Below are 19,407 nucleotides of genomic sequence, written 5' to 3'. Positions count from 1 at the left end.
CACCAAGCCCTTACCGGAAGGACGTGGCTGCCATGAAGGCTACCCACAACCCACCCACCGACCTACAGGTCACACCCGCTGACCTGCTGCGGATGGCTGCCCTCTACCTGCGCCGGCACGGCTGGCACCAGGGCACCTACTACCCCGCCGCCGTTGCCACCGACACCCTCACCTCGCCGGCCTGCGCCGTCGGGGCTATCGGCATGGCCGCCGCTGGTCACCGCGTCGACCACTTCTACAGCCTCGACTGCGGCACCCAGGTCGCCTTCCGCACCGCCGTCGGTGTCTTCACCACCTACCTCGACGACTACGAGCCCATCTGCACCGTCGACGACGACGGCTACCTCATCGACGAACACACCTCCCCCTACTCCTGGAACGACGACCCCGGCCGCACCGCCGAGCAGGTCATCACGGCCCTTGAAACGGCCGCTGACGAGTGGGACCGCCTCCACACCACCGGAGGTGAGAACCGATGAGCACCGTCAAGAAGTCCTTGACGCCCCGGGTTCCCGCGCAGAAGCGGCGGGATGTCGTCGAGAACGACGAGTTCGCCGGCTTCGCTCGGCGCGTCATCCGCGCCCACGGTCGCCGCGTCGCTACCGGAGATGTGGAAGCACTCCGCGACCTCGTCACCCTGTCCTCCGTCATCGATGAAGCAATTACCGATGCCGTGATCGGGCTGCGCCAGTTCGGCTATTCCTGGGCCGAGATCGGCTCCCGGCTCGGTATCTCCCGACAGGCCGCCCAGCAGCGCTGGGGTGATCGGCCGTGACCGACTTCGCTGACCACATCGGCCTACGGGTCCGCTTCTACGACCCGCTCGGCACCCGCCACGGCTTCCCCACCTTCCCTTACCGGATGGCCCCCACCGGGCTGGCCACCCTGCGGCAACTCCGCGCCGCAGGACTCCGTCCCGGAGGTCATGACCCGGTCGCTCAGATCCTCTGGCGACGCGGCAAGCGGGTCGCCTACCTCTACCGCCTCGACTGGGCCAAGCCCAAGCGCACCGCCACCCCTGCCCAGCGGGAGGCCATCGGCAAGGCGCTGACCGCTCGTCGGACCTGCCGCTACTGCCAGCAGGTCAAGCCCTACTACATCCCCCGCCGCTACGGCTGCTGCCTCGACTGCCACGAAGGAGATTCCTGATGGGCGTCCTGATCACCTTCGCCGTCATCCTGCTCATCGGTGCCGCTATGGCCTACATGGGCGGTGTCCGATGAACCCTCAACCCACCACCGGCACCACCACCGGCACCCGCATCGAAGGTGCCGTCCTGGTCCTCATCCTCCTCGTCGTCGCCGGCTTCGCCGGTGCCGCCTCCTTCACCCACGTCAAGGACTGGACGCTTGCCAACTCCCCGGCTGGCACCGGGGAGTGGTTCGGCTGGGCCAACGCCGTCATCTCCGAACTCGTCCCCGTCGCCTGCCTACTGACCATCCGCCGACGCCGCCGTGCAGGTGCACCCATCGGCTACCCACTCTTCCTCCTGGTCGCCGCTGCCAGCCTGTCCCTGGCCGCACAGTTGGCCGTCGCCAAGCCCGGCATCTCCGGCTGGCTCCTGTCCGCCGTACCCGCCTTAGCCTTCATGGCCCTGGTCAAACTCGTCCTCGCCCCCACCAAGGGCACCACCAACCCGCCGGTTGAGCCGGCCGAACCCATCCACGTCCAGGCCGCCGCCGAGCAGGTCACCACCGACGCGCCAGTCGCGATCACCGCACCCGAACCGACCCCGGTCCCTACGGTCGAGCCGATCCCTGCGCCAGAGCCTGTCACCGTGCCGACTGTCGAGCCGGTCGACATCCCCACTCACCTGCTGCCCATGGCCCGCTTCTCGGCCGTGCAGCACGAACAGGCCACCGGACGGCCCATCACCGCCGTCGAGCTGGCCGACCGACTCGACATCACCCCCGCCACAGCGGGACAGCTCCTCGCCACCCTGACCGGTGGTGCCCGATGACCATCTACCTCGTCGACATCGAACACGTCACCCACACCTGCCCCAACTACCCGGACGGGCACCCGTTCGACATCCGCCGCACCCTCGTCGATGTCATCCCCGGCGGTCCCTGCCGGGCACCGGTCACCATCCGCTGCGGCAACGTGACCGCCACCATCCCGTGTCACCGGCACGAGCCGGCCAAGCGCCAATGCGGCGCCTGCCGCATCATCGTGCGCGAACGCACCATCACCACCCGCCCCCTCCGGGTTGCGGCCTGATGGCGTCGACGCTGGACCTCACACCCCGGACCGCTCTGGCCCGGGGTGTGGGCTCGAACGCCGACACCACCGACACCACCCCACCGGTCTACGGCTACACCGCCGCCGGCTCCGCCTTCGAACGCACCACCCGACCGGACTACTTCGGCTGGCTGGAACACGTACGTGCCGCCGCAGGCTGCACCCGGCCGATCCGCCTCGCCGGCCAACTCCTGACGGTCGAGCAGTCCACCGGCCGCATCGTCGACCAGCGGCATACCGACGCCATGCCCGACGCGGCGATCTACACCGCCTGCGGCAACCGCCGCGCCACCGTCTGCCCGTCCTGCGCGCAGACCTACCAGCGCGACGCGTTCCAACTCCTGCGCGCTGGCCTGGTCGGCGGCAAAGGCATCCCCGAGACGGTCGCCTCGCATCCGGCGGTGTTCGCCACTTTCACCGCACCGTCCTTCGGCACCGTTCACGCGCGGGTGGTGAAGCGGCACACCTGCCACAACCGCAAGCGATGCGACTGCCGGGCAGAGCCGTGCCACGCCCGCCGCGACGCTGGCCTCTGCGCCCACGGGCGTCCCGCTGTCTGCTGGGCACGCCACGAAACCGGCGACAAGGCGCTCGGGCATCCGCTGTGCCTGGACTGCTACGACCACGACCACCAAGTCGTGTGGAATCTGTTCTCCGGCGAACTCTGGCACCGCACCAAGCAAGCCGCAGAACGCTGGCTCGCCAAACTCGCCCGCCGCCACGGCATCCCCCGAGTCGAGGTCGTCACCGCCTCCGGGAACACCCGCACCGTTGCACCGGTCCGCCTGTCGCCCGGCAAGGTCGCTGAACTCCAGGCACGCGGGGCGGTGCACTTCCACGCCATCGCCCGCCTCGACGGCGTCGACGGCCAGGACCCCGACGCCGTCGTCCCCCCGCCCGCCGGGTTCAGCCTCGACGACCTCGTCGACGCCCTCCGACACGCCGCCGAACAGATCACGTTCCACACCCCGGCCCACCTCGACCAGCCGCACGGGTGGCCGATCGCCTGGGGCGAGCAAATCGACCTGGAGCCGATCGCCACCGACGGCACCGGAGAGGTCACCGATGGCATGGTCGCCGGCTACCTTGCCAAGTACGCCACCAAAAGCACCGAGGCCACCGGGCACACCTCCACCCGCCTAACCGCCGACACCATCGCCGACTACGCCGACGGCGACGGCGACCACACCGCCCGCCTCATCGACGCCTGCTGGCGCATCGGCCGACCCACCCACACCCCGGTCCCGCTCTCGGAGCGGCCCCGGGACCACCGGCCCCGGCCCGGCTTCGTCCCGGCATGGGAGTGCCCCGACTGCGGCACCCACACCCGCTACGCCGCCTGCCCCGTCTGCGTCGCCCACCGTCAAGCCGCCCTTGACACCGAACCGACGACACCCGCCACCGGCAACCCCTACGCCCGGCTACGCCGATGGGCTCACATGCTCGGCTTCGGCGGCCACTTCCTCACCAAAGGCCGCCGCTACTCGGTCACCTTCCAACTCCTGCGCGACACCCGCGTCAACTTTCGGCGGCACGAGCATCACCACCAGGCCGACGAGCAGCCCGGCACGCTCCGCGCCGTCGACCACCTCGACGACGACACCACCCTGATCGTCGGCACCCTCACCTTCGCCGGCGTCGGCTGGCACACCACTGGAGACGCCCTGCTCGCCGCCACCGCCGCCGCCATGGCCCGCGAGCGACGCACCACCGGCCGCGAAGAACTCGCCCACGAACTCAGCACCAACCCGGCCGGCCTGGTCCTGGCCGCCTAGCAGACGAGAAGGAGGAGACGACTTTGGCAAGGCGAGACGTAGCGACCGAGGAGCTGTGGTCGATCGAGGAGGTGTCCGCGTTTCTGCGGGTACCGGTCGGCACGCTCTACCAATGGCGGTATCGCCGCACTGGTCCGCGCGCGTTCAAGGTCGGCCGTCACCTGCGGTACGACCCGACCGACGTGCGGTCCTGGCTCACCGGGCAGGCGGCCTGAGGTGGGCAGCGTCGAGAAGCGGGTCCGGGAAGGCAAGGTCAGCTACCTGGCCCGGTGGCGCGACGACGCTCGCCGCCAGCGCAAACGGTCGTTTACCCGCAAGGTTGATGCTGACCGCTTCCTCGCCCAGGTGGAAGCCGACATCCTGCGCGGTCAGTATGTCGACCCGTCCGACAAAACGACGGTCGTCGAGTACGCCCGTCGTTGGGCGGCCGGCCGTGCTCACCGTCCCACCACCGCTCGACGGGTCGCCAGTCTGATCGAGACCCACATTGCCGCGACTCCGCTGGGCTCTCGACGCCTGGCGGCGGTCGTGCCCTCCGAGGTACAGGCGTGGGCCTCCGACCGGGCCAAGGTGCTGGCCCCGTCGACCCTGCGCAACCTCGTCGGTCTGCTGCGCTCGATCTACGCGGCGGCGGTCCTGGATCGGCTCGTCGGTCGCTCCCCCGTGGTGCGGGTCAACCTGCCGTCAGCACACCGAGAGCGCATCGTGCCGCTCACCGTCGATCAGGTGCGCGCGCTGGCGGATGCGATGCCCGCACGCAACCGGGCCATGGTCATCACTCAGGCCGGCTTGGGGCTGCGTCTCGGCGAGCTGCTCGCGCTGCGCGTCCAGGATGTCGACTTCACTGCACGGCTGGTCCGGATCGAATGGCAGTTTGCCCCGCAGTCCAAGGTGCGTTCGGTGCCGAAGACGCCCCGGTCACGCCGCACGGTGCCACTGCCCCAGGTTGTCGCAGACGCTCTCCGCGCGCACGGTGCCGACCACTCGCCCGCCGATGACGGGACCATCTTCACCACCCGCTTTGCCGGCCCGTACCGGCATGACTACTACGGCTCACTCATCTTCGGTGCGGCGGTCCGAAAGGCCGGGCTGCCGGAGAGCACCACGAGCCACGATCTGCGGCACCACTACGCCTCGGTGCTGCTGATGCAGGGCGAGTCGGTCATCGTGGTCGCCGAGCGGCTGGGGCACGAAAATGCCAACCTGGTCCTGTCGACGTACGGGCACCTGATGCCGGACTCGGAGGAGCGCACCCGCCGGGCGGTCGACGACGCGTGGGGATGTGCCCCCGATGTGCCCCACGACGAAGGACCAACCCGCTGACCTGGGCGATCGGGCCGAATTCAGACGTTGAAGCGGAACTCCACCACGTCGCCGTCTTTCATGACGTACTCCTTGCCTTCGATGCGGACCTTGCCCGCAGCCTTCGCTGCCGCCATCGAACTGGCCTCGACCAGGTCGGCGTAGGAGACGACCTCGGCCTTGATGAAGCCGCGCTGGAAGTCGGAGTGAATCACCCCGGCTGCCTCTGGCGCGGTGGCACCGACCGGGACGGTCCAGGCCCGCGCCTCCTTGGGCCCGGCGGTGAGGTACGTCTGCAGGCCGAGCGTCCGGAAGCCGACCCGGACCAGTTGGTCCAGGCCCGGCTCGGCCTGCCCGATCGACTCGAGCAGTTCGCGGGCCTCCTCGTCGGGCAGGTCCACCAGCTCGGACTCGATCTTGGCGTCCATGAAGACCGCCTCGGCCGGAGCGACCAGCGCCCGCAGTTCGGCGAGGAACTCGGCGTTGTTCAGCTCGGCTTCGTCGACGTTGAACACGTACAGGAACGGCTTGGTGGTGAGCAGGTGCAGCTCACGTAGGTGCTCCAGCTCCACTCCGGCCGCCGCCGCACCCGTGTAGAGGGTGGTGCCTCCGTCCAGTACGCCGACGGCCTTGCGCGCGGCATCGACCGCGGCGGCCCGGTCCTTGCGGAGCTTGGCCTCCTTCTCCAACCGGGGCAGCGCCTTGTCGAGCGTCTGCAGGTCGGCCAGGATCAGCTCGGTGTTGATCGTCTCGATGTCGTCAGCCGGCGAGATCTTGCCGTCGACGTGCACCACGTTCGGGTCGGAGAAGGCGCGCACCACCTGGCAGATCGCGGAGGCGTCGCGGATGTTGGCCAGGAACGCGTTGCCCCGCCCCTGCCCCTTGGACGCGCCACGCACCAGTCCGGCGATGTCGACGAACGACACCGGAGCGGGGATCACCTTCTGCGAATTGAAGATCTCGGCGAGCACGTGCAGCCGCTCGTCCGGCAGCCCGACCACGCCGACGTTGGGCTCGATGGTCGCGAACGGGTAGTTCGCGGCGAGGACGTCGTTCTTGGTCAGCGCGTTGAACAGGGTGCTCTTGCCGACGTTGGGCAGGCCGACGATGCCGATGGTGAGACTCACGACGGGCCAGCTTACGCCGGTGCGCGACGACCGCCGGCAGGCAGGCTCGACGCCGCCTCGCCCGCCGCTCCGGAGCGGGGTGCCGTGGAGCCCCGCCCAGCTGCTCGGCGTGGCCGCCTAACGGTGCTGTCAACGGTCATGGCGCGGCTCCGGTTGACGGGGGACCAGCATGTCGATCCGCCGTGCTCCGGGAGCAAGCTCCGCGGCGGCGGCCAGTGGCAACGCGAACCGCCCGTCGGCGGCCGGGCCGGCGTGCTGCGACTCACGGAGCATCCAGTGAACCTCGTCGGCCGTCCAGCCCAGCGCCGCCCGGCCGGCGATCTCCCGGAGCAGCCGCAACGCGACCCGGGTGTCGTCGTCGTAGAAGCGCATGCACCAGTGGTGCACCCACATGCCCAGCGCCCGTGTGCCGTCGTGGTCCAGCGAGCGCACCAACCGGCCACAGGCGGTGTCGCCGAATGCACGGCCCGGATCGTCGGCGCGGTCCCGCTCGATGGCGCCGAGCGCTGCTGGAGCGACCGCGCGCATCCGGTCGTAGAAGCGTTGGACCACGACCTCATCCAGTGGGGCGTGCACCTGCCTCGACGCCGCCGCCTGACCCCCCGCGCTCGCCATGCCGCATCCCTTCTTCAGTTGATGGGCGCACGCTACCGACCACAACCGACACTTTCGCCCGGCCCCGTCCGCGCCGCCCGCGGCAGAGTGTCGACCGGGGCCCTCCCTCTACCGCGGGCGTCAACAGGGTGCCCTCCCTAAACCCAGGTCCGAATTCCGCCAGCCGGGTGGCCGGAGGCGGGAGCATCATCGGTGGTGTGGAACTGGACTTCGAGCGGTGTTACCGGGCTGTCGACAGCCGCGACCAGCGGTTCGACGGCTGGTTCTTCACCGGTGTCACGTCAACCGGAATTTACTGCCGGCCGTCCTGCCCGGCGATCACGCCCAAGCGACAGAACGTACGCTTCTTCCCGTCGTCGGCGGCGGCCCAACAGGCCGGCCTACGGGCCTGCCGTCGTTGCCGCCCAGACGCCTCGCCCGGTTCACCTCTGTGGGACGTACGCGCCGACGTGGTTGGCCGAGCGATGCGGATGATCGCCGACGGGGTGATCGACCGTGGTGGGGTGCCCGGGCTGGCCGCCCGGCTCGGATACACCGAACGGCACTTGCACCGGATGCTACGTGCGGAGCTCGGCGCCGGGCCGTTGGCGTTGGCCCGCGCCCAGCGCGCCCAGACGGCCCGCATCCTGATCGAGACCACCGGGTTGGGGCTGGCCGAGATCGCATTCGCCGCCGGCTTCGGCAGCGTCCGGCAGTTCAACGACACCGTCCGGGAGGTCTACGGCGCGCCGCCGTCACAACTGCGTTCCGCCGCCGGCCGGGGCATTCTGGTTGGCGGCGCGGGAACGGTCACGCTGCGGTTGGCGTACCGGCCGCCGCTGCACGCCGCCGCGCTGCTCGACTTCCTGGCCCGGCGCACCTTGCCCGGGGTGGACAAGGTGCACGACGGGTCGTACCGACGGGGCCTGCGGTTGCCGCACGGAACCGGCGAGGCGACGCTGACTCCGGCGGCAGGGCACGTGGCGGTGACGCTTCGCCTGACCGACCTTCGGGACCTGGCCCCCGCGGTGGCCCGCTGCCGACGCCTGTTCGACCTCGACGCGGACCCGGTGGCCGTCGACCAGACGCTCGCCGCCGATCCGGCGCTGGCACCGGCGGTGGCCGCCGGGCCCGGGGTGCGCGTTCCCAGGGCGGTGGACGGTTTCGAGATGGCCGTCCGCGCCATCGCCACCCAACAGGTGTCGCTGGCCTCAGCCCGCACCACCCTCACCCATCTCCTCGCCACCGTCCCCACCCGCGTTGATCAAGAGGCTTTGGTCACGGAGAACGGCGCCGCGCGACGCGAACCTCCTGACCGACACGGTTGGAGGCGCGGCGGGGCACTGCGGGGATTCGTCACCGCTGAGGAGGTGTTGGGGGTGGCGGATGCCGGGTTCCGGATGCCGGCGGGGCGGCGGGAGACGATCCGGGCGGTGGCGCGGGCCGTTGTCGACGGGCGGCTCGATCTGGAGCCGGGCGGGGACCGGGCCGAGACGGTGCGGCAACTGACCGCTGTCCCTGGTATCGGCGGTTGGACGGCGGGCCATCTGGCGATGCGCGCGCTCGGCGACCCGGACGTGTTTCTCGCGAGCGACCTCGCGGTGCGCCGGGGCGCCGTCGCCCTGAGCCTGCCCGCCGATCCCAGGACCCTTGACGGGTACGCCACCCGCTGGCGCCCCTGGCGTTCCTATGCGGTGATTCATCTCTGGAGAGCAGCATGAGTTTGAATTGGAAGAGAAGCATGAGCAGCACGATCGACAGCACGGTCATCGACACTCCCGTCGGGCCGTTCGCCATCCTCGCCGGCCCGGACGGCGCGGTGCGGGCCGCCGGCTTCACCGCCGACCCGGCGAACCTGCTCCCGCTGGTGCACCCCAGTCTGCGGGGCACAGTTGGTCAGCGGCCGGGCCTCGGCCCGATCACCGCCGCTGTGGCCGCCTACCTCGGCGGCGATCTCGCCGCCATCGACGACGTCCCGGTCGAGCAGCACACCGGCGGGGTGTTCATGTCCCACGCCTGGCAGGTGTTGCGCGGGGTGAAGCCGGGTGAGCCGATCACCTACACCGGGTACGCCGCTCTGGCCGGCCGCCCCGCGGCGGTGCGGGCAGCCGCCGCGGCCTGCGCCCGTAACGCCGCCGCCCTCTTCGTCCCCTGCCATCGGGTACTGCGCACCGACGGAGCGCTCGGCGGCTACCGCTGGGGACTGCCGGTGAAGCGCTGGCTCCTCGACCACGAGCGAGGCGCTGGGACAGCAGTCCGCCACTATAAGTAATCGTCACTGCGCGCGACACCGCCGCCTCACAGTTACTGCCGGAGGGGGCGGGGCGGCGGGTGGCTGACAACAAGCCGACAGCGGCCCGACTCCCGTTTGCCGCTACCGTCGGGTCGTGGCTGCGGGGAGCGACGGCGGCCCGGCCGACCGGGGCGAGGTCCGTCGGTATCAGCTGCGCAACATCTGGCGGCTGCGCCGGTACCTGCGTCCACACGCTGTCCAGTTCAGCTGGTTGATGCTGGCCGGGCTCGCCGCCACCGGGGCCGGCATCGCCGTACCCCTGGTCGCGCAGCAGGTGGTCGACGGGCCGATCGCCCGCCGCGACCTCACCGGGCTGTACCAGCTGGCCGCGCTCGCCCTGCTGCTCGGTGTGGCCGAAGCCTCGCTCATCTTCATCCGCCGGTGGGTGCAGTCGTCGTCCTCGGTGGCGATGGAGGCGGCCATCCGGGCCGACGTCTACGCCCACCTGCAGAAGCTGCCGCCCAGCGTCCACGACCGGTGGCCGTCCGGCCAGTTGCTCTCCCGGGTCACCAGCGACCTGTCGGTACTGCGCCGCTTCCTCTCCTTCGGACTGTTCTTCCTCATCCTCAACGTGGCCACGTACCTGGCCGTCGTGGTGCTGCTGGTCCACCTGCACTCGGTGCTGGGCCTGCTGGTGGGGGTCAGCGCGGTCCCGCTGTTCGTGATCGCCCGCCGCTTCGGCCGGCACTATCACACCGCGTCCAGACGGATGCAGGACCAGCAGGGCGACGTGGCGACGCTGGTCGAGGAGACCGCGCAGGGCCTACGCACGATGAAGGCGTACGGGCGGGGACCGCAACTGACCGACCGGTTCACGGCCGGCACCGAAGCGTTGCACGACATCGGGGTCGACAAGGGGCGGTTACTGGCCCGTACCGCCGCGCTGCTCGACCTGGTGCCCAATGTCACCCTGAGCGTCGTGCTGGTGGCCGGCGCCGCGGCGGTCGCCGCCGGACGGCTCACCGTCGGTCAGCTGGTCGCCTTCGTCAGCCTCCAGCTGATGCTGATCTGGCCGGTACAGACGCTCGGTTGGATCATCGCCAACGGGCAGGAGGCAGCCACCGCCGCAGACCGGATCCAGGAGGTGCTCGACACCCCGCCGGCCATTGTCGACGCAGCCGGTGCCGTCGTGCTGGCCCGCTCGACGGTGCGCGGCCGGCTCCGCTTCGAGGCGGTCGGCTTCCGCTACCCGGACAGCGCCGTCCCGGTGCTGCGCGGCATCGACCTGACCGTGGAGCCGGGCGAGACCCTGGCGGTGGTCGGCGCCACCGGCAGCGGCAAGAGCACCCTGCTTTCGCTGGTGCCCCGGCTGCACGACGTCGGGGCGGGCCGGATCACCCTGGACGGGCACGACCTGCGTGACCTGCGGCTGGCCTCGCTGCGCCAGCTGGTCGGAATGGCCTTCGAGGAGCCGACGCTCTTCTCGATGTCGGTGTGGGAGAACCTCACGCTCGGCCGGCCCGACGCCGGAGAGGACGAGGTGCGGGCCGCCCTCGCACTGGCCCAGGCCGACTTCGCGTACGAACTACCGTGGGGGCTGCGTACCCGGCTCGGCGAGCAGGGCCTGTCGCTTTCCGGCGGGCAGCGGCAACGGCTGGCGCTGGCTCGGGCGGTGCTGGTCCGGCCGGCCGTGCTGGTCCTCGACGATCCGCTCTCCGCGCTGGACGTTCACACCGAGGCGCTGGTGGAGTCGGCGCTGAAGGGGGTGCTGCGCGACACCACCGCGCTGCTGGTGGTGCACCGGCCCTCCACCGTCGCGCTCGCCGACCGGGTAGCGTTGCTGGAGCAGGGCCGGATCGGGGCCGTCGGCACACACAGCGAACTGCTGGCCACCGTGCCCGCGTACCGCGCGGTGCTGTCCGCCAAGCCAGCCGCGCCGCCACCTCCCCGCAGGCCCCCCGGGGGGCCGCCGCTGGTGCGCTCGTGAACTCCCGAGGACCCCGGCCGCAGAGCAGGGCCGATCGGCCTCGCGGCTCGCCCCTGCCGGAAGGCGAACCGGCCTGGTGGCGCGGAATCGCACCGGACCCGCACGCGGATCGTAGCCACGCCGAGGACACCGATCCGGCGGCGGTGGCCCGGCTGCGAGGCCGCAGCCGGACGCTGCTGGCCGGGGTGCTGCGTCCGCACCGCGGCCGGCTGGGTACGGCGGTCGTGCTGCTGCTGACCCAGAACGCCGCGGCCATGTCCGGGCCGTACCTGGTCATGCTCGGCATCGACCGGGCTATCGAGCGGCTGCGGGAAGGTCGGGCCGGGCCGCTGGCCGCCGTCGCCGTGTCCTTCGCCGCGGCGACCGGGATCGAGTACGCGGCCCGGCGCGGTTTCCTCAACCTCTCCGCCCGGATCGGCCAGGCCGTCCTGCTCGACCTGCGCCAACGGGTGTACGGGCACTTCCTGCGACTGCCGGTGGCCTTCCACGAGCGGTACACCTCGGGCCGGATGATCTCGCGGTTGACCAGCGACATCGACTCGATCGCCGAGTTGGTCGACGGGGGTGTGGAGTCGCTGGTGATGGCCGCGCTGACGATCGTCTCGGTGGCCAGCGTCCTGCTCTGGCTCGATTTGCCGCTGGCCGCGGTGACCCTGCTCGCCTTCCCACTGCTGTTCTGGCTGTCTCGCTGGTTCGCCAGGTCGTCGGCCACCGCGTACCGCCACACCCGGGAGGCGATGGCACTGGTCATCGTTCACTTCGTCGAATCGATGCGGGGCATCCGGGCCGTGCAGGCGTATCGCCGGGAGCCGCGAAACCAGTGGATCTTCGACGCCGTCAACGACGACTACCGCCGGTACAGCCGGCAGGCGTTCCGCCTGATCGCGACGTACTCGCCGAGCATCAAACTGATCGGCAACGTCACCGTGGCGGGGGTGCTCTGCTATGGCGGTGCCCGGGTGCTGGGCGGCGAGACGGCCGTGGGTGTGCTCGCGGCCTTCCTGCTCTATCTGCGCCGGTTCTTCGAGCCGATGCAGGAACTGAGCCAGTTCTACAACTCGTTGCAGTCGGCGACCGCGGCGCTGGAGAAGCTCGCCGGGGTGCTCGACGAACGGCCCGCCGTCGCCGAACCCGTTCATCCGGTACCGCTGCCCGACGTCCCGGTACGCGGGGCCCTCCGTTTTCAGGCGGTGTCGTTCGGCTACCGCCCCGACGCGCCGATCCTGACCGGGCTTGACCTCACCATCCCCGCCGGGCAGACCGTGGCGCTGATCGGGCCGACCGGCGCCGGAAAGTCCACCGTCGCCAAGCTGCTGGCCCGCTTTCACGACCCGGCCACCGGCACGGTCACCCTCGACGGCGTGGACCTGCGTCAGCTGGCCGACACCGAACTACGCCGGACAGTGGTGCTGGTGACCCAGGAGACCCACCTATTCGGCGGCACCGTGGCGGAGAACATCCGGTTCGGTCGCCCGGACGCCGCCGACGCCGCCGTCGAGGCCACAGCCCGGGCGATCGGCGCGCACGACTTCATCGCGGCGCTGCCCGACGGGTACGCCACCGAGGTGCACCGGCGCGGCGGGCGGCTCTCCGCCGGCCAGCGACAACTCGTCGCCTTCGCCCGGGCCTTCCTGGCCGACCCGGCGGTGTTGGTCCTCGACGAGGCCACCTCGTCGCTGGACGTGCCGACCGAGCGTCTGGTGCAGCACGCGCTCGGCACCGTCCTGCGGGACCGAACCGCGGTGGTGATCGCGCACCGGCTCTCCACCGTGCAGACCGCCGACCGGGTCCTCGTCCTCGACGACGGCCGGATCGTCGAGGACGGCCCGCCGGCCGAGTTGATCGCCGACGGCGGCCGGTACGCGGCCCTGCACCGCCAGTGGCGCGACTCGCTGCTCTGATCCGCCCTCCGATATCCGCGTGCCCAGCAGCGGAGCCGATGCCTACGATCGACCGATGACCGATACGGCGAGGACCGCCCGCACCGGCGTCCCCGAGCGTCCGACCCTGGACGGCATCGAGGAAACCTGGTCGCGACGCTGGCAGGAGGAGGGCACGTACGCGTTCGACCGGAGCAGGGAACGGTCGGACGTGTACGCGATCGACACCCCGCCGCCGACCGTATCGGGCGAGCTGCACATGGGGCACGTCTTCTCGTACACGCACACCGACATGGTCGCCCGTTTCCAGCGGATGCGCGGACGCACGGTCTTCTACCCGATCGGCTGGGACGACAACGGCCTGCCCACCGAGCGTCGGGTGCAGAACGTCTACGGCGTGCGCTGCGAGGTGTCCCTGCCGTACGACCCGGACTGGCAGGCGCCGCAGACTCCGGTGGACGACGCCGCCCGCAAGGATCCGACGCCGATCTCCCGACGCAACTTCATCGAACTGTGCGAGCGGCTGACCGACTCCGACGAGCGGGTCTTCGAGGCGCTGTGGCGTCGACTCGGGCTCTCCGTGGACTGGTCGCTGATGTACACCACAATCGGCGCGGTGGCCCGCGCCACCTCCCAGCGGGCGTTCCTGCGCAACCTGGCCCGCGGTGAGGCGTACCAGGCCGAGGCGCCGACGCTGTGGGACGTCGGATTCGCCACCGCGGTGGCCCAGGCCGAACTGGAGGACCGGGAGCGGCCCGGCGCGCACCACCGGCTACGGTTCCACTCCCCCGGCGGGAGGGAGGTGCTGATCGACACCACCCGGCCGGAGCTGTTGCCGGCCTGCGTCGCGCTGGTCTGCCATCCCGACGACGAGAGGTACGCCGAACTGGTCGGCACGGCTGTGCGTACGCCTGTCTTCGACGTCGAGGTGCCGGTGCGCGCACACCCGCTGGCGGACCCGGCCAAGGGCACCGGCATCGCGATGGTCTGCACCTTCGGTGACCTGGCCGACGTGACCTGGTGGCGGGAACTGGCCCTGGACACCCGGGTGGTGGTCGGGCGGGACGGTCGGCTGCTGCCGGAGCCGCCGGCCGGGGTGCCGAGCGAGCCGTACGCGCCGCTGGCCGGGCAGAGCGTCAACGCCGCCCGGCGGCGGGTCGTGGAGTTGCTGGCCGACGCGGGCGAGTTGGTCGGCGAACCGCGTCCGATCACCCACCCGGTGAAGTTCTACGAGCGCGGCGACCGGCCACTGGAGATTGTCTCCACCCGGCAGTGGTACCTGCGCAACGGTGGCCGCGACACCGACCTGCGGGAGGAGTTGCTGGCCCGGGGGCGGGAGCTGCGCTGGGTGCCGGAACACATGCGGCACCGCTACGAACACTGGGTGGGCGGCCTGACCGGCGACTGGCTGGTCAGCCGGCAGCGTTTCTTCGGCGTGCCGGTGCCGGTGTGGTACCGGCTCGACGACGATGGCGGGCCGGACTGGTCCAACCCTCTCACCCCGGACGAGGCTTCGCTGCCGGTCGACCCGTCTGAGGACGCCCCGTCCGGGTACGACGAGTCGCAGCGCGGCGAGCCGGGCGGTTTCGTCGGCGACCCGGACGTGCTCGACACCTGGGCCACCTCGTCGCTGACCCCGCAGATCGTCGGCGGCTGGGAACGTGACCCGGACCTGTTCCGGCGGGTCTTCCCGATGGACCTGCGCCCGCAGGGCCACGACATCATCCGGACCTGGCTGTTCGCCACCGTGGTCCGGGCGCACCTGGAACACGGCACGCTGCCGTGGCGGACGGCCGAGCTGTCCGGCTGGATCCTCGACCCGGACCGCAAGAAGATGTCGAAGTCCAAGGGCAACGTGGTCACCCCGATGGCGCTGCTGGAGCAGCACGGCTCCGACGCGGTGCGTTACTGGGCGGCCAGCGGCAGGCCCGGCACCGACCTCGCCTTCGACCCGGCCCAGATCAAGATTGGCCGGCGGCTCGCCACCAAGCTGCTCAACGCGTCGAGGTTCGCGCTCGGGCTCGGCGCCGCCGACGCGCTGCGCGCTCCGGCGACCGAACCGCTGGACCGGGCCATGCTCGCCGAACTGTCCTGCGTCATCGCGCAGGCGACCGCCGCATTCGAAGCGTACGACCACACGGCAGCGTTGCAGGCCACCGAGTCGTTCTTCTGGCGGTTCTGCGACGACTACATCGAGCTGGTCAAGGAACGCGCCTACGGCACCGGCGCCGGGGGCGACTCGGCCCGCGCGGCGCTGGCCAACGCGCTCTCGGTGCAGCTGCGGCTCTTCGCCCCGGTCCTGCCGTACGCGACCGAGCAGGTCTGGTCATGGTGGCGGTACGGCTCGGTGCACCGGGCGCCGTGGCCCACTACGTACGAGGTCGACCGAGCCGCCCAGGGTGGTGCGGGCGACCCGGAGCTGCTGCGGCTGGCCTCCGACGCGTTGGGGCAGGTCCGGCGGGCAAAATCCGAACGGAAGCTGTCGATGAAGGCAGCGGTGCCGCTGGCCGAGGCGCTCGGCCCGGCCGCCCTGCTCGACCAGCTCACCCTGGTCGTCGACGATCTGCGGGCGGCGGGTCACATCGGCAAGCTCGACCAGCTTCCCGACCGAACCCCCACCCTCGTGATCGCCTGCGCGTTCTAGCCCTTCCCTACACCTCAGCTGGTTTCGCCGGCCACGGAGAGGGAGCGCAGGCGGTCGATGGCGAGGAAGGTGGCGGCGACGCTGATCAACATGGTCATCACCACCGCCACCGACACGGAGACCGTCGTACTCAGCAGACCGGTGGGGGCAAGCTGGTCGGCCAGGGCGATCACGTAGTGCTGGATGGACAGCACCCGGGTACCGGTGACCACGTTGCCGAGCAGCCCCTCCCAGATCAGCACGTAGACCAGACCGAGCAGTACGGGCCGTCGGGTGAGCAGACTGACCGCCACGAACAGCGCCGAGTAGGCGAGCGCCCCGACCGCCGCGGCGACGGCTAGCGCCAGGCCGAGGCGTACCGAATTGGCCAGCAGGCCCGCGACGAACAGCGGGATCGCGACGGTGACGGCGGTGACCCCGGCCGCGACCGCCAACTTCGGCAGCACGATCTGCCAGCGCGGCAGCGGCGTGGTGAGCACGTGCACCACCGTGCCGTCGTCGATTTCGGCGCCGAGCACGCCGGTGCCGACGATCAGGGCGACCACCGGCAGCACCACCGCCAGCCCGAGGCCGACGAGTACCGGTGGCCCCCAGTCGGTCGGCTCCACCCCCAATCCTCGGGACAGCACGGCCAGCAGCACCAGCAGCACAGGCAGCGGCAGCAGCAGCAGGAACCGGCGACGCCCGAAGAGGCCGCGCGCGGTGATCCAGGCAACAGTGGACATCAGGCCTCCACCAGGTAGGAGAAGACGCTCTCCAGGGATTCATCCTCGGGCACCAGCTGGTGGACCCGTACGCCGCGAGCGAGGGCGACCTTGGGCAGCACCCGGGTGAAGGCGCCGTAGTCGCCGGCTCGTACGGTCAGGCCGTCGCGGCCCAGCTCAACCCCGCTGACCGAGGACTCGCCAATCAGTGCGACGGCCAACGCCCGGTCGTCGGTCGAGCGGATCGCGAAGACATGTGGCCGGTTGGTCATCAGCCGCCGGATGGTCCGAAAGTCGCCGGAGGCCGCGAGCCGACCGGCGACCATCACCTGCACGGTGCCCGAGACCTGCTCGACCTCCTCCAAAATGTGCGAGCTGAACAGGATGGTGCGGCCGGCGTCGCCGAGCGAGTGCAGCAGTTCCATCATGTGCAGCCGCTGACGCGGATCCATGCCGTTGAACGGCTCGTCGAGCAGCAACACCTGCGGGTCGTGCACCAGGGCCGCCGCCACCCGGGTCCGCTGCCGCATGCCCTTGGAGTAGGTGCCGATCCGGCGGTCCTGTGCGTCCTTCATCTCGACCAGGGTCACTGCCCGGCGGGCCGCCGCCTCCGGGTCCGGCAGCTTGTGCAGCTTCGCGCTGGCCAGCACGAACTCGTAAGCGGTGAGGAAGGTGTGCACCGCCTCCCGCTCGCTGACCAGCCCGAGCTGCCGGTAGACGTCCGGGTTTCGCCAGGTGGGTCGGCCGTCCAGGCTGACCGCGCCCCGGGATGGGGCGAGGAAGCCGGCCATCATGTGCAGCAGCGTGGTCTTACCAGCGCCGTTTGGGCCGAGCAGCCCGGTCACTCCGGGGCCCAGGCTCATGCTCACGTCGTTGACCGCGACCACATTGCCGTACCAGCGGGAGACCCCGGCGAGGTCGAGGGTGCTGGTGGCGGTGGCCGGCCGGGCGGCGGAATCGGTCGTGGTCATCGGGCGGCCACCTTCCGGTAGCGGACCAGCAGCAGGGCGACGCAGGCGGCCACGAGTGCGACGGCGACCAGCGCGTACACCGGGCCGAACGGGCCGAGGTCAGGGGCGAAGCCGTCGGGCTCGGTGATCAACAGGTCACGCATCGTCCAGTAGCCAACGCCCTGTACCAGGGAGGACGGCGAGGCGATGCCGGCCAGCTGGTTCGCCGCCCGGGCGGGCAGGATCATCAGAGTGGCGACGACCGGCGCGGTCATCAGGAAGACCGCGACGATCCCGCCGGCAGCGAAGGCCCGCTTACCGGTCAGCGAGGCGATCAGCAGGCCGATCGAGGCGAAGACCGCCGCCCACAGCCCGGCGTAGAGCAGGGCGGGCAGCAGGTCCAGCAGCTCGTCCCAGACGCCGCCCATCCCGTCGGCGGTGAACGCCGCGCCGAGGAACATCAGCAGCTGCGGCGCACCGAGCAGCAGGAAGAGCGCGGTGACCAGGGCGAGCAGTTTGGCCAGCGGGTAGTCGGCGGTCGACAGCGGTCGGGAGAAGTACAGCGGGAGCACTCCGCTGCGCAGGTCACGGGAGACCAGTTCGGGCGCGGCCACCGCGGTGAAGAAGATGACCAGCCAGCTCATCGAGTCGGCGAACTGAGCGTACGTCATGATCGTCTCGCCGATCCGGCTGCGGATCGCGGTCACCGCAGCGGCCACCATCAGTACGATGCCGACCACCAACCAGGGGAAGATCTTGGCCTTGGCGCTGCGGCCCAGTCCGAAGGCGGTCCGCACGCCGTGCAGGTACAGCGCGCCGAAGACGTGCCGGCGGCCGAGCCGGGAGCCGGTGTAACGCTGGTAGCCGATGTCGTGGATGACGCCGGTCGGCTCAGGCATGGCTGCTCTCCCTCCGGGCGAATAGCTCGGCCACCCGGTGTCGACGCTGGTCCAGCCGGTGCAGCGGCAGGTCCAGCTCGGCAACCGCGCCGAGGATCTGGTCGTAGGTGCCCTGGTCGGCGAGCGGAACGAGCAGCAGGCGTCCCTCCCGCACCACCGGCAGGTCGAGTGCGGCCAGCCGGGCGGCCAGCACGTCGGTGCCCTCGCTCACCTCGACCGCGAGCACGTCGGTGGCCGAGGTCATGGCGGCGATGTGGTCGGCTCGCAGCAGCCGCCCGCCGTCGATGGCGACCAGGGTGTCGCAGATCCGCTCGACCTCGCCGAGCAGGTGCGAACAGACCAGCACGGAGATGCCGAACTCGGTGCCGATCCGATGCACCAGGGCGAGCATCGCGTCCCGACCGGCCGGGTCGAGGCCGTTGGTGGGCTCGTCGAGCAGCAGCAGGTCGGGATCGTGCACCAGCGCCTGGGCGAGTTTCACCCGCTGCTTCATGCCGGTGGAGTAGCCGCCCACCGGCCGGTGGCGCTCCTCGTGCAGCCCCACGTGGCGCAGCGCCTCGGAGGCCCGTTCCCGGGCGACCGTTCGAGGCAGGCCGCTGATCCGCCCGAGATAGGTGACCAGTTCGGCGGCGGACAGGTCGGGCGGCAGGCAGTCGTGCTCAGGCATGTAGCCGACCCGGGCCCGCACCTCCGCCGTGTCGGCGGTCGGGTCGAGCCCCAGCACTCGTATCCGGCCGCGGGTCGGCGTCAGCAGGCCGAGCAGCAGCTTGATCAGGGTCGACTTGCCGGCGCCGTTGGCGCCGACCAGGCCGACTATCCCTGGTTCCACCGCGACTGTCAGCTCGGACAGTGCGGTGACGCCGCCGCCGTAGACCTTCGTCAACGACTCGGTTGCGATCAGTGTCACGTCGACAGCCTAGGACCGCCGGTCGACGCGACGCGCTCCGGAAGGCACCCCGGTTTACCCTGATCCCCGGCCGACCGCACCCCTAGGAGGTGCACCACGGTCGGAACACCGCGACGACCGGCGGCGGCTGACCGGCAGGCGGCGGTTGGGTCACGGGACGGGAT

Annotated in this window: 19 protein-coding genes; 13 read left to right on the top strand and 6 right to left on the bottom strand. The window is 71.0% G+C overall.

Annotated features, from left to right (window positions below; genetic code table 11):
* Positions 1 to 32 precede the first annotated feature (32 nt).
* The 8 genes from ACFHWY_RS02865 (at position 33) to ACFHWY_RS02830 (ending at position 5,339) form a co-directional block, all read left to right on the top strand.
* Positions 33 to 479, top strand: coding sequence for a hypothetical protein (locus tag ACFHWY_RS02865; RefSeq protein ID WP_416578469.1), 447 nt, complete (start codon positions 33 to 35; stop codon positions 477 to 479).
* Positions 476 to 775: a hypothetical protein gene (locus tag ACFHWY_RS02860; protein WP_416578468.1), complete on the top strand. Its 300-nt coding sequence runs from the start codon at positions 476 to 478 to the stop codon at positions 773 to 775. The genes ACFHWY_RS02865 and ACFHWY_RS02860 overlap by 4 nt, the downstream gene beginning before the upstream one ends.
* Entirely contained in the window at positions 772 to 1,149 is a 378-nt protein-coding gene (locus tag ACFHWY_RS02855) for an RRQRL motif-containing zinc-binding protein (RefSeq protein WP_416578467.1), read from the top strand. The genes ACFHWY_RS02860 and ACFHWY_RS02855 overlap by 4 nt, the downstream gene beginning before the upstream one ends.
* 70 nt (positions 1,150 to 1,219) lie before the next feature.
* A complete protein-coding gene (locus tag ACFHWY_RS02850; RefSeq protein WP_416578466.1) occupies positions 1,220 to 1,960 on the top strand; it encodes a hypothetical protein in 741 nt (246 codons plus the stop codon).
* A complete protein-coding gene (locus ACFHWY_RS02845; RefSeq protein ID WP_416578465.1) occupies positions 1,957 to 2,220 on the top strand; it encodes a hypothetical protein in 264 nt (87 codons plus the stop codon). Before ACFHWY_RS02850 ends, ACFHWY_RS02845 begins: the two co-directional genes overlap by 4 nt.
* A complete protein-coding gene (locus ACFHWY_RS02840; RefSeq protein WP_416578464.1) occupies positions 2,220 to 4,016 on the top strand; it encodes a replication initiator in 1,797 nt (598 codons plus the stop codon). Before ACFHWY_RS02845 ends, ACFHWY_RS02840 begins: the two co-directional genes overlap by 1 nt.
* 23 nt (positions 4,017 to 4,039) lie before the next feature.
* Positions 4,040 to 4,231: a helix-turn-helix transcriptional regulator gene (locus tag ACFHWY_RS02835; RefSeq protein ID WP_416578463.1), complete on the top strand. Its 192-nt coding sequence runs from the start codon at positions 4,040 to 4,042 to the stop codon at positions 4,229 to 4,231.
* A gap of 1 nt (position 4,232) precedes the next feature.
* The gene (locus ACFHWY_RS02830) at positions 4,233 to 5,339 is read left to right on the top strand and encodes a tyrosine-type recombinase/integrase (protein ID WP_416578462.1); all 1,107 of its coding nucleotides are present in this window, start codon (positions 4,233 to 4,235) and stop codon (positions 5,337 to 5,339) included.
* 20 nt (positions 5,340 to 5,359) lie between these two features.
* On the opposite strand, the gene ychF is transcribed toward ACFHWY_RS02830, so the two are convergent.
* Together ychF and ACFHWY_RS02820 are read right to left on the bottom strand one after the other, a co-directional pair.
* Positions 5,360 to 6,445 (bottom strand): redox-regulated ATPase YchF, encoded by a 1,086-nt coding sequence (gene ychF / locus ACFHWY_RS02825; RefSeq protein WP_416578461.1) that lies wholly within the window; start codon positions 6,443 to 6,445, stop codon positions 5,360 to 5,362.
* Positions 6,446 to 6,574: 129 nt separating this feature from the next.
* Complete coding sequence (locus tag ACFHWY_RS02820; protein WP_416578460.1) at positions 6,575 to 7,060, bottom strand: hypothetical protein; 486 nt, start codon at positions 7,058 to 7,060, stop codon at positions 6,575 to 6,577.
* A 197-nt stretch (positions 7,061 to 7,257) separates the two neighbouring features.
* Here ACFHWY_RS02820 and ACFHWY_RS02815 point away from each other — a divergent pair, with 197 nt between their 5' ends.
* The 5 genes from ACFHWY_RS02815 to valS all read left to right on the top strand — a co-directional run bounded on the left by ACFHWY_RS02815 (position 7,258) and on the right by valS (position 15,783).
* Positions 7,258 to 8,760: a DNA-3-methyladenine glycosylase 2 family protein gene (locus ACFHWY_RS02815; protein ID WP_416578459.1), complete on the top strand. Its 1,503-nt coding sequence runs from the start codon at positions 7,258 to 7,260 to the stop codon at positions 8,758 to 8,760.
* Between the two features lie 20 nt (positions 8,761 to 8,780).
* Complete coding sequence (locus ACFHWY_RS02810) at positions 8,781 to 9,311, top strand: methylated-DNA--[protein]-cysteine S-methyltransferase (protein WP_416578458.1); 531 nt, start codon at positions 8,781 to 8,783, stop codon at positions 9,309 to 9,311.
* A gap of 115 nt (positions 9,312 to 9,426) precedes the next feature.
* On the top strand, positions 9,427 to 11,259 hold the full coding sequence (locus ACFHWY_RS02805; protein WP_416578457.1) for an ABC transporter ATP-binding protein: 1,833 nt from the start codon (positions 9,427 to 9,429) through the stop codon (positions 11,257 to 11,259).
* A gap of 53 nt (positions 11,260 to 11,312) precedes the next feature.
* On the top strand, positions 11,313 to 13,160 hold the full coding sequence (locus ACFHWY_RS02800; RefSeq protein WP_416578671.1) for an ABC transporter ATP-binding protein: 1,848 nt from the start codon (positions 11,313 to 11,315) through the stop codon (positions 13,158 to 13,160).
* A 55-nt stretch (positions 13,161 to 13,215) separates the two neighbouring features.
* Positions 13,216 to 15,783: a valine--tRNA ligase gene (gene valS / locus ACFHWY_RS02795; protein ID WP_416578456.1), complete on the top strand. Its 2,568-nt coding sequence runs from the start codon at positions 13,216 to 13,218 to the stop codon at positions 15,781 to 15,783.
* A gap of 14 nt (positions 15,784 to 15,797) precedes the next feature.
* On the opposite strand, the gene ACFHWY_RS02790 is transcribed toward valS, so the two are convergent.
* From ACFHWY_RS02790 to ACFHWY_RS02775, 4 genes are read right to left on the bottom strand one after another with little or no spacing between them, the layout of a single operon-like run.
* Positions 15,798 to 16,508 (bottom strand): ABC transporter permease subunit, encoded by a 711-nt coding sequence (locus ACFHWY_RS02790; protein WP_416578455.1) that lies wholly within the window; start codon positions 16,506 to 16,508, stop codon positions 15,798 to 15,800.
* Positions 16,508 to 17,458, bottom strand: a complete 951-nt coding sequence (locus ACFHWY_RS02785; RefSeq protein WP_416578454.1) for an ABC transporter ATP-binding protein — start codon at positions 17,456 to 17,458, stop codon at positions 16,508 to 16,510. Before ACFHWY_RS02785 ends, ACFHWY_RS02790 begins: the two co-directional genes overlap by 1 nt.
* The gene (locus ACFHWY_RS02780; protein WP_416578453.1) at positions 17,455 to 18,336 is read right to left on the bottom strand and encodes an ABC transporter permease; all 882 of its coding nucleotides are present in this window, start codon (positions 18,334 to 18,336) and stop codon (positions 17,455 to 17,457) included. Before ACFHWY_RS02780 ends, ACFHWY_RS02785 begins: the two co-directional genes overlap by 4 nt.
* Complete coding sequence (locus ACFHWY_RS02775) at positions 18,329 to 19,243, bottom strand: ABC transporter ATP-binding protein (protein ID WP_416578452.1); 915 nt, start codon at positions 19,241 to 19,243, stop codon at positions 18,329 to 18,331. The genes ACFHWY_RS02780 and ACFHWY_RS02775 overlap by 8 nt, the downstream gene beginning before the upstream one ends.
* Between the last annotated feature and the right edge of the window lie 164 nt (positions 19,244 to 19,407).

The organism is Micromonospora sp. LOL_024 (assembly GCF_048060415.1).
GTDB lineage: Bacteria > Actinomycetota > Actinomycetes > Mycobacteriales > Micromonosporaceae > Micromonospora.
Note: the sequence above shows the minus strand (reverse complement) of the source record. Positions and strands in the feature narration are given on the sequence as shown.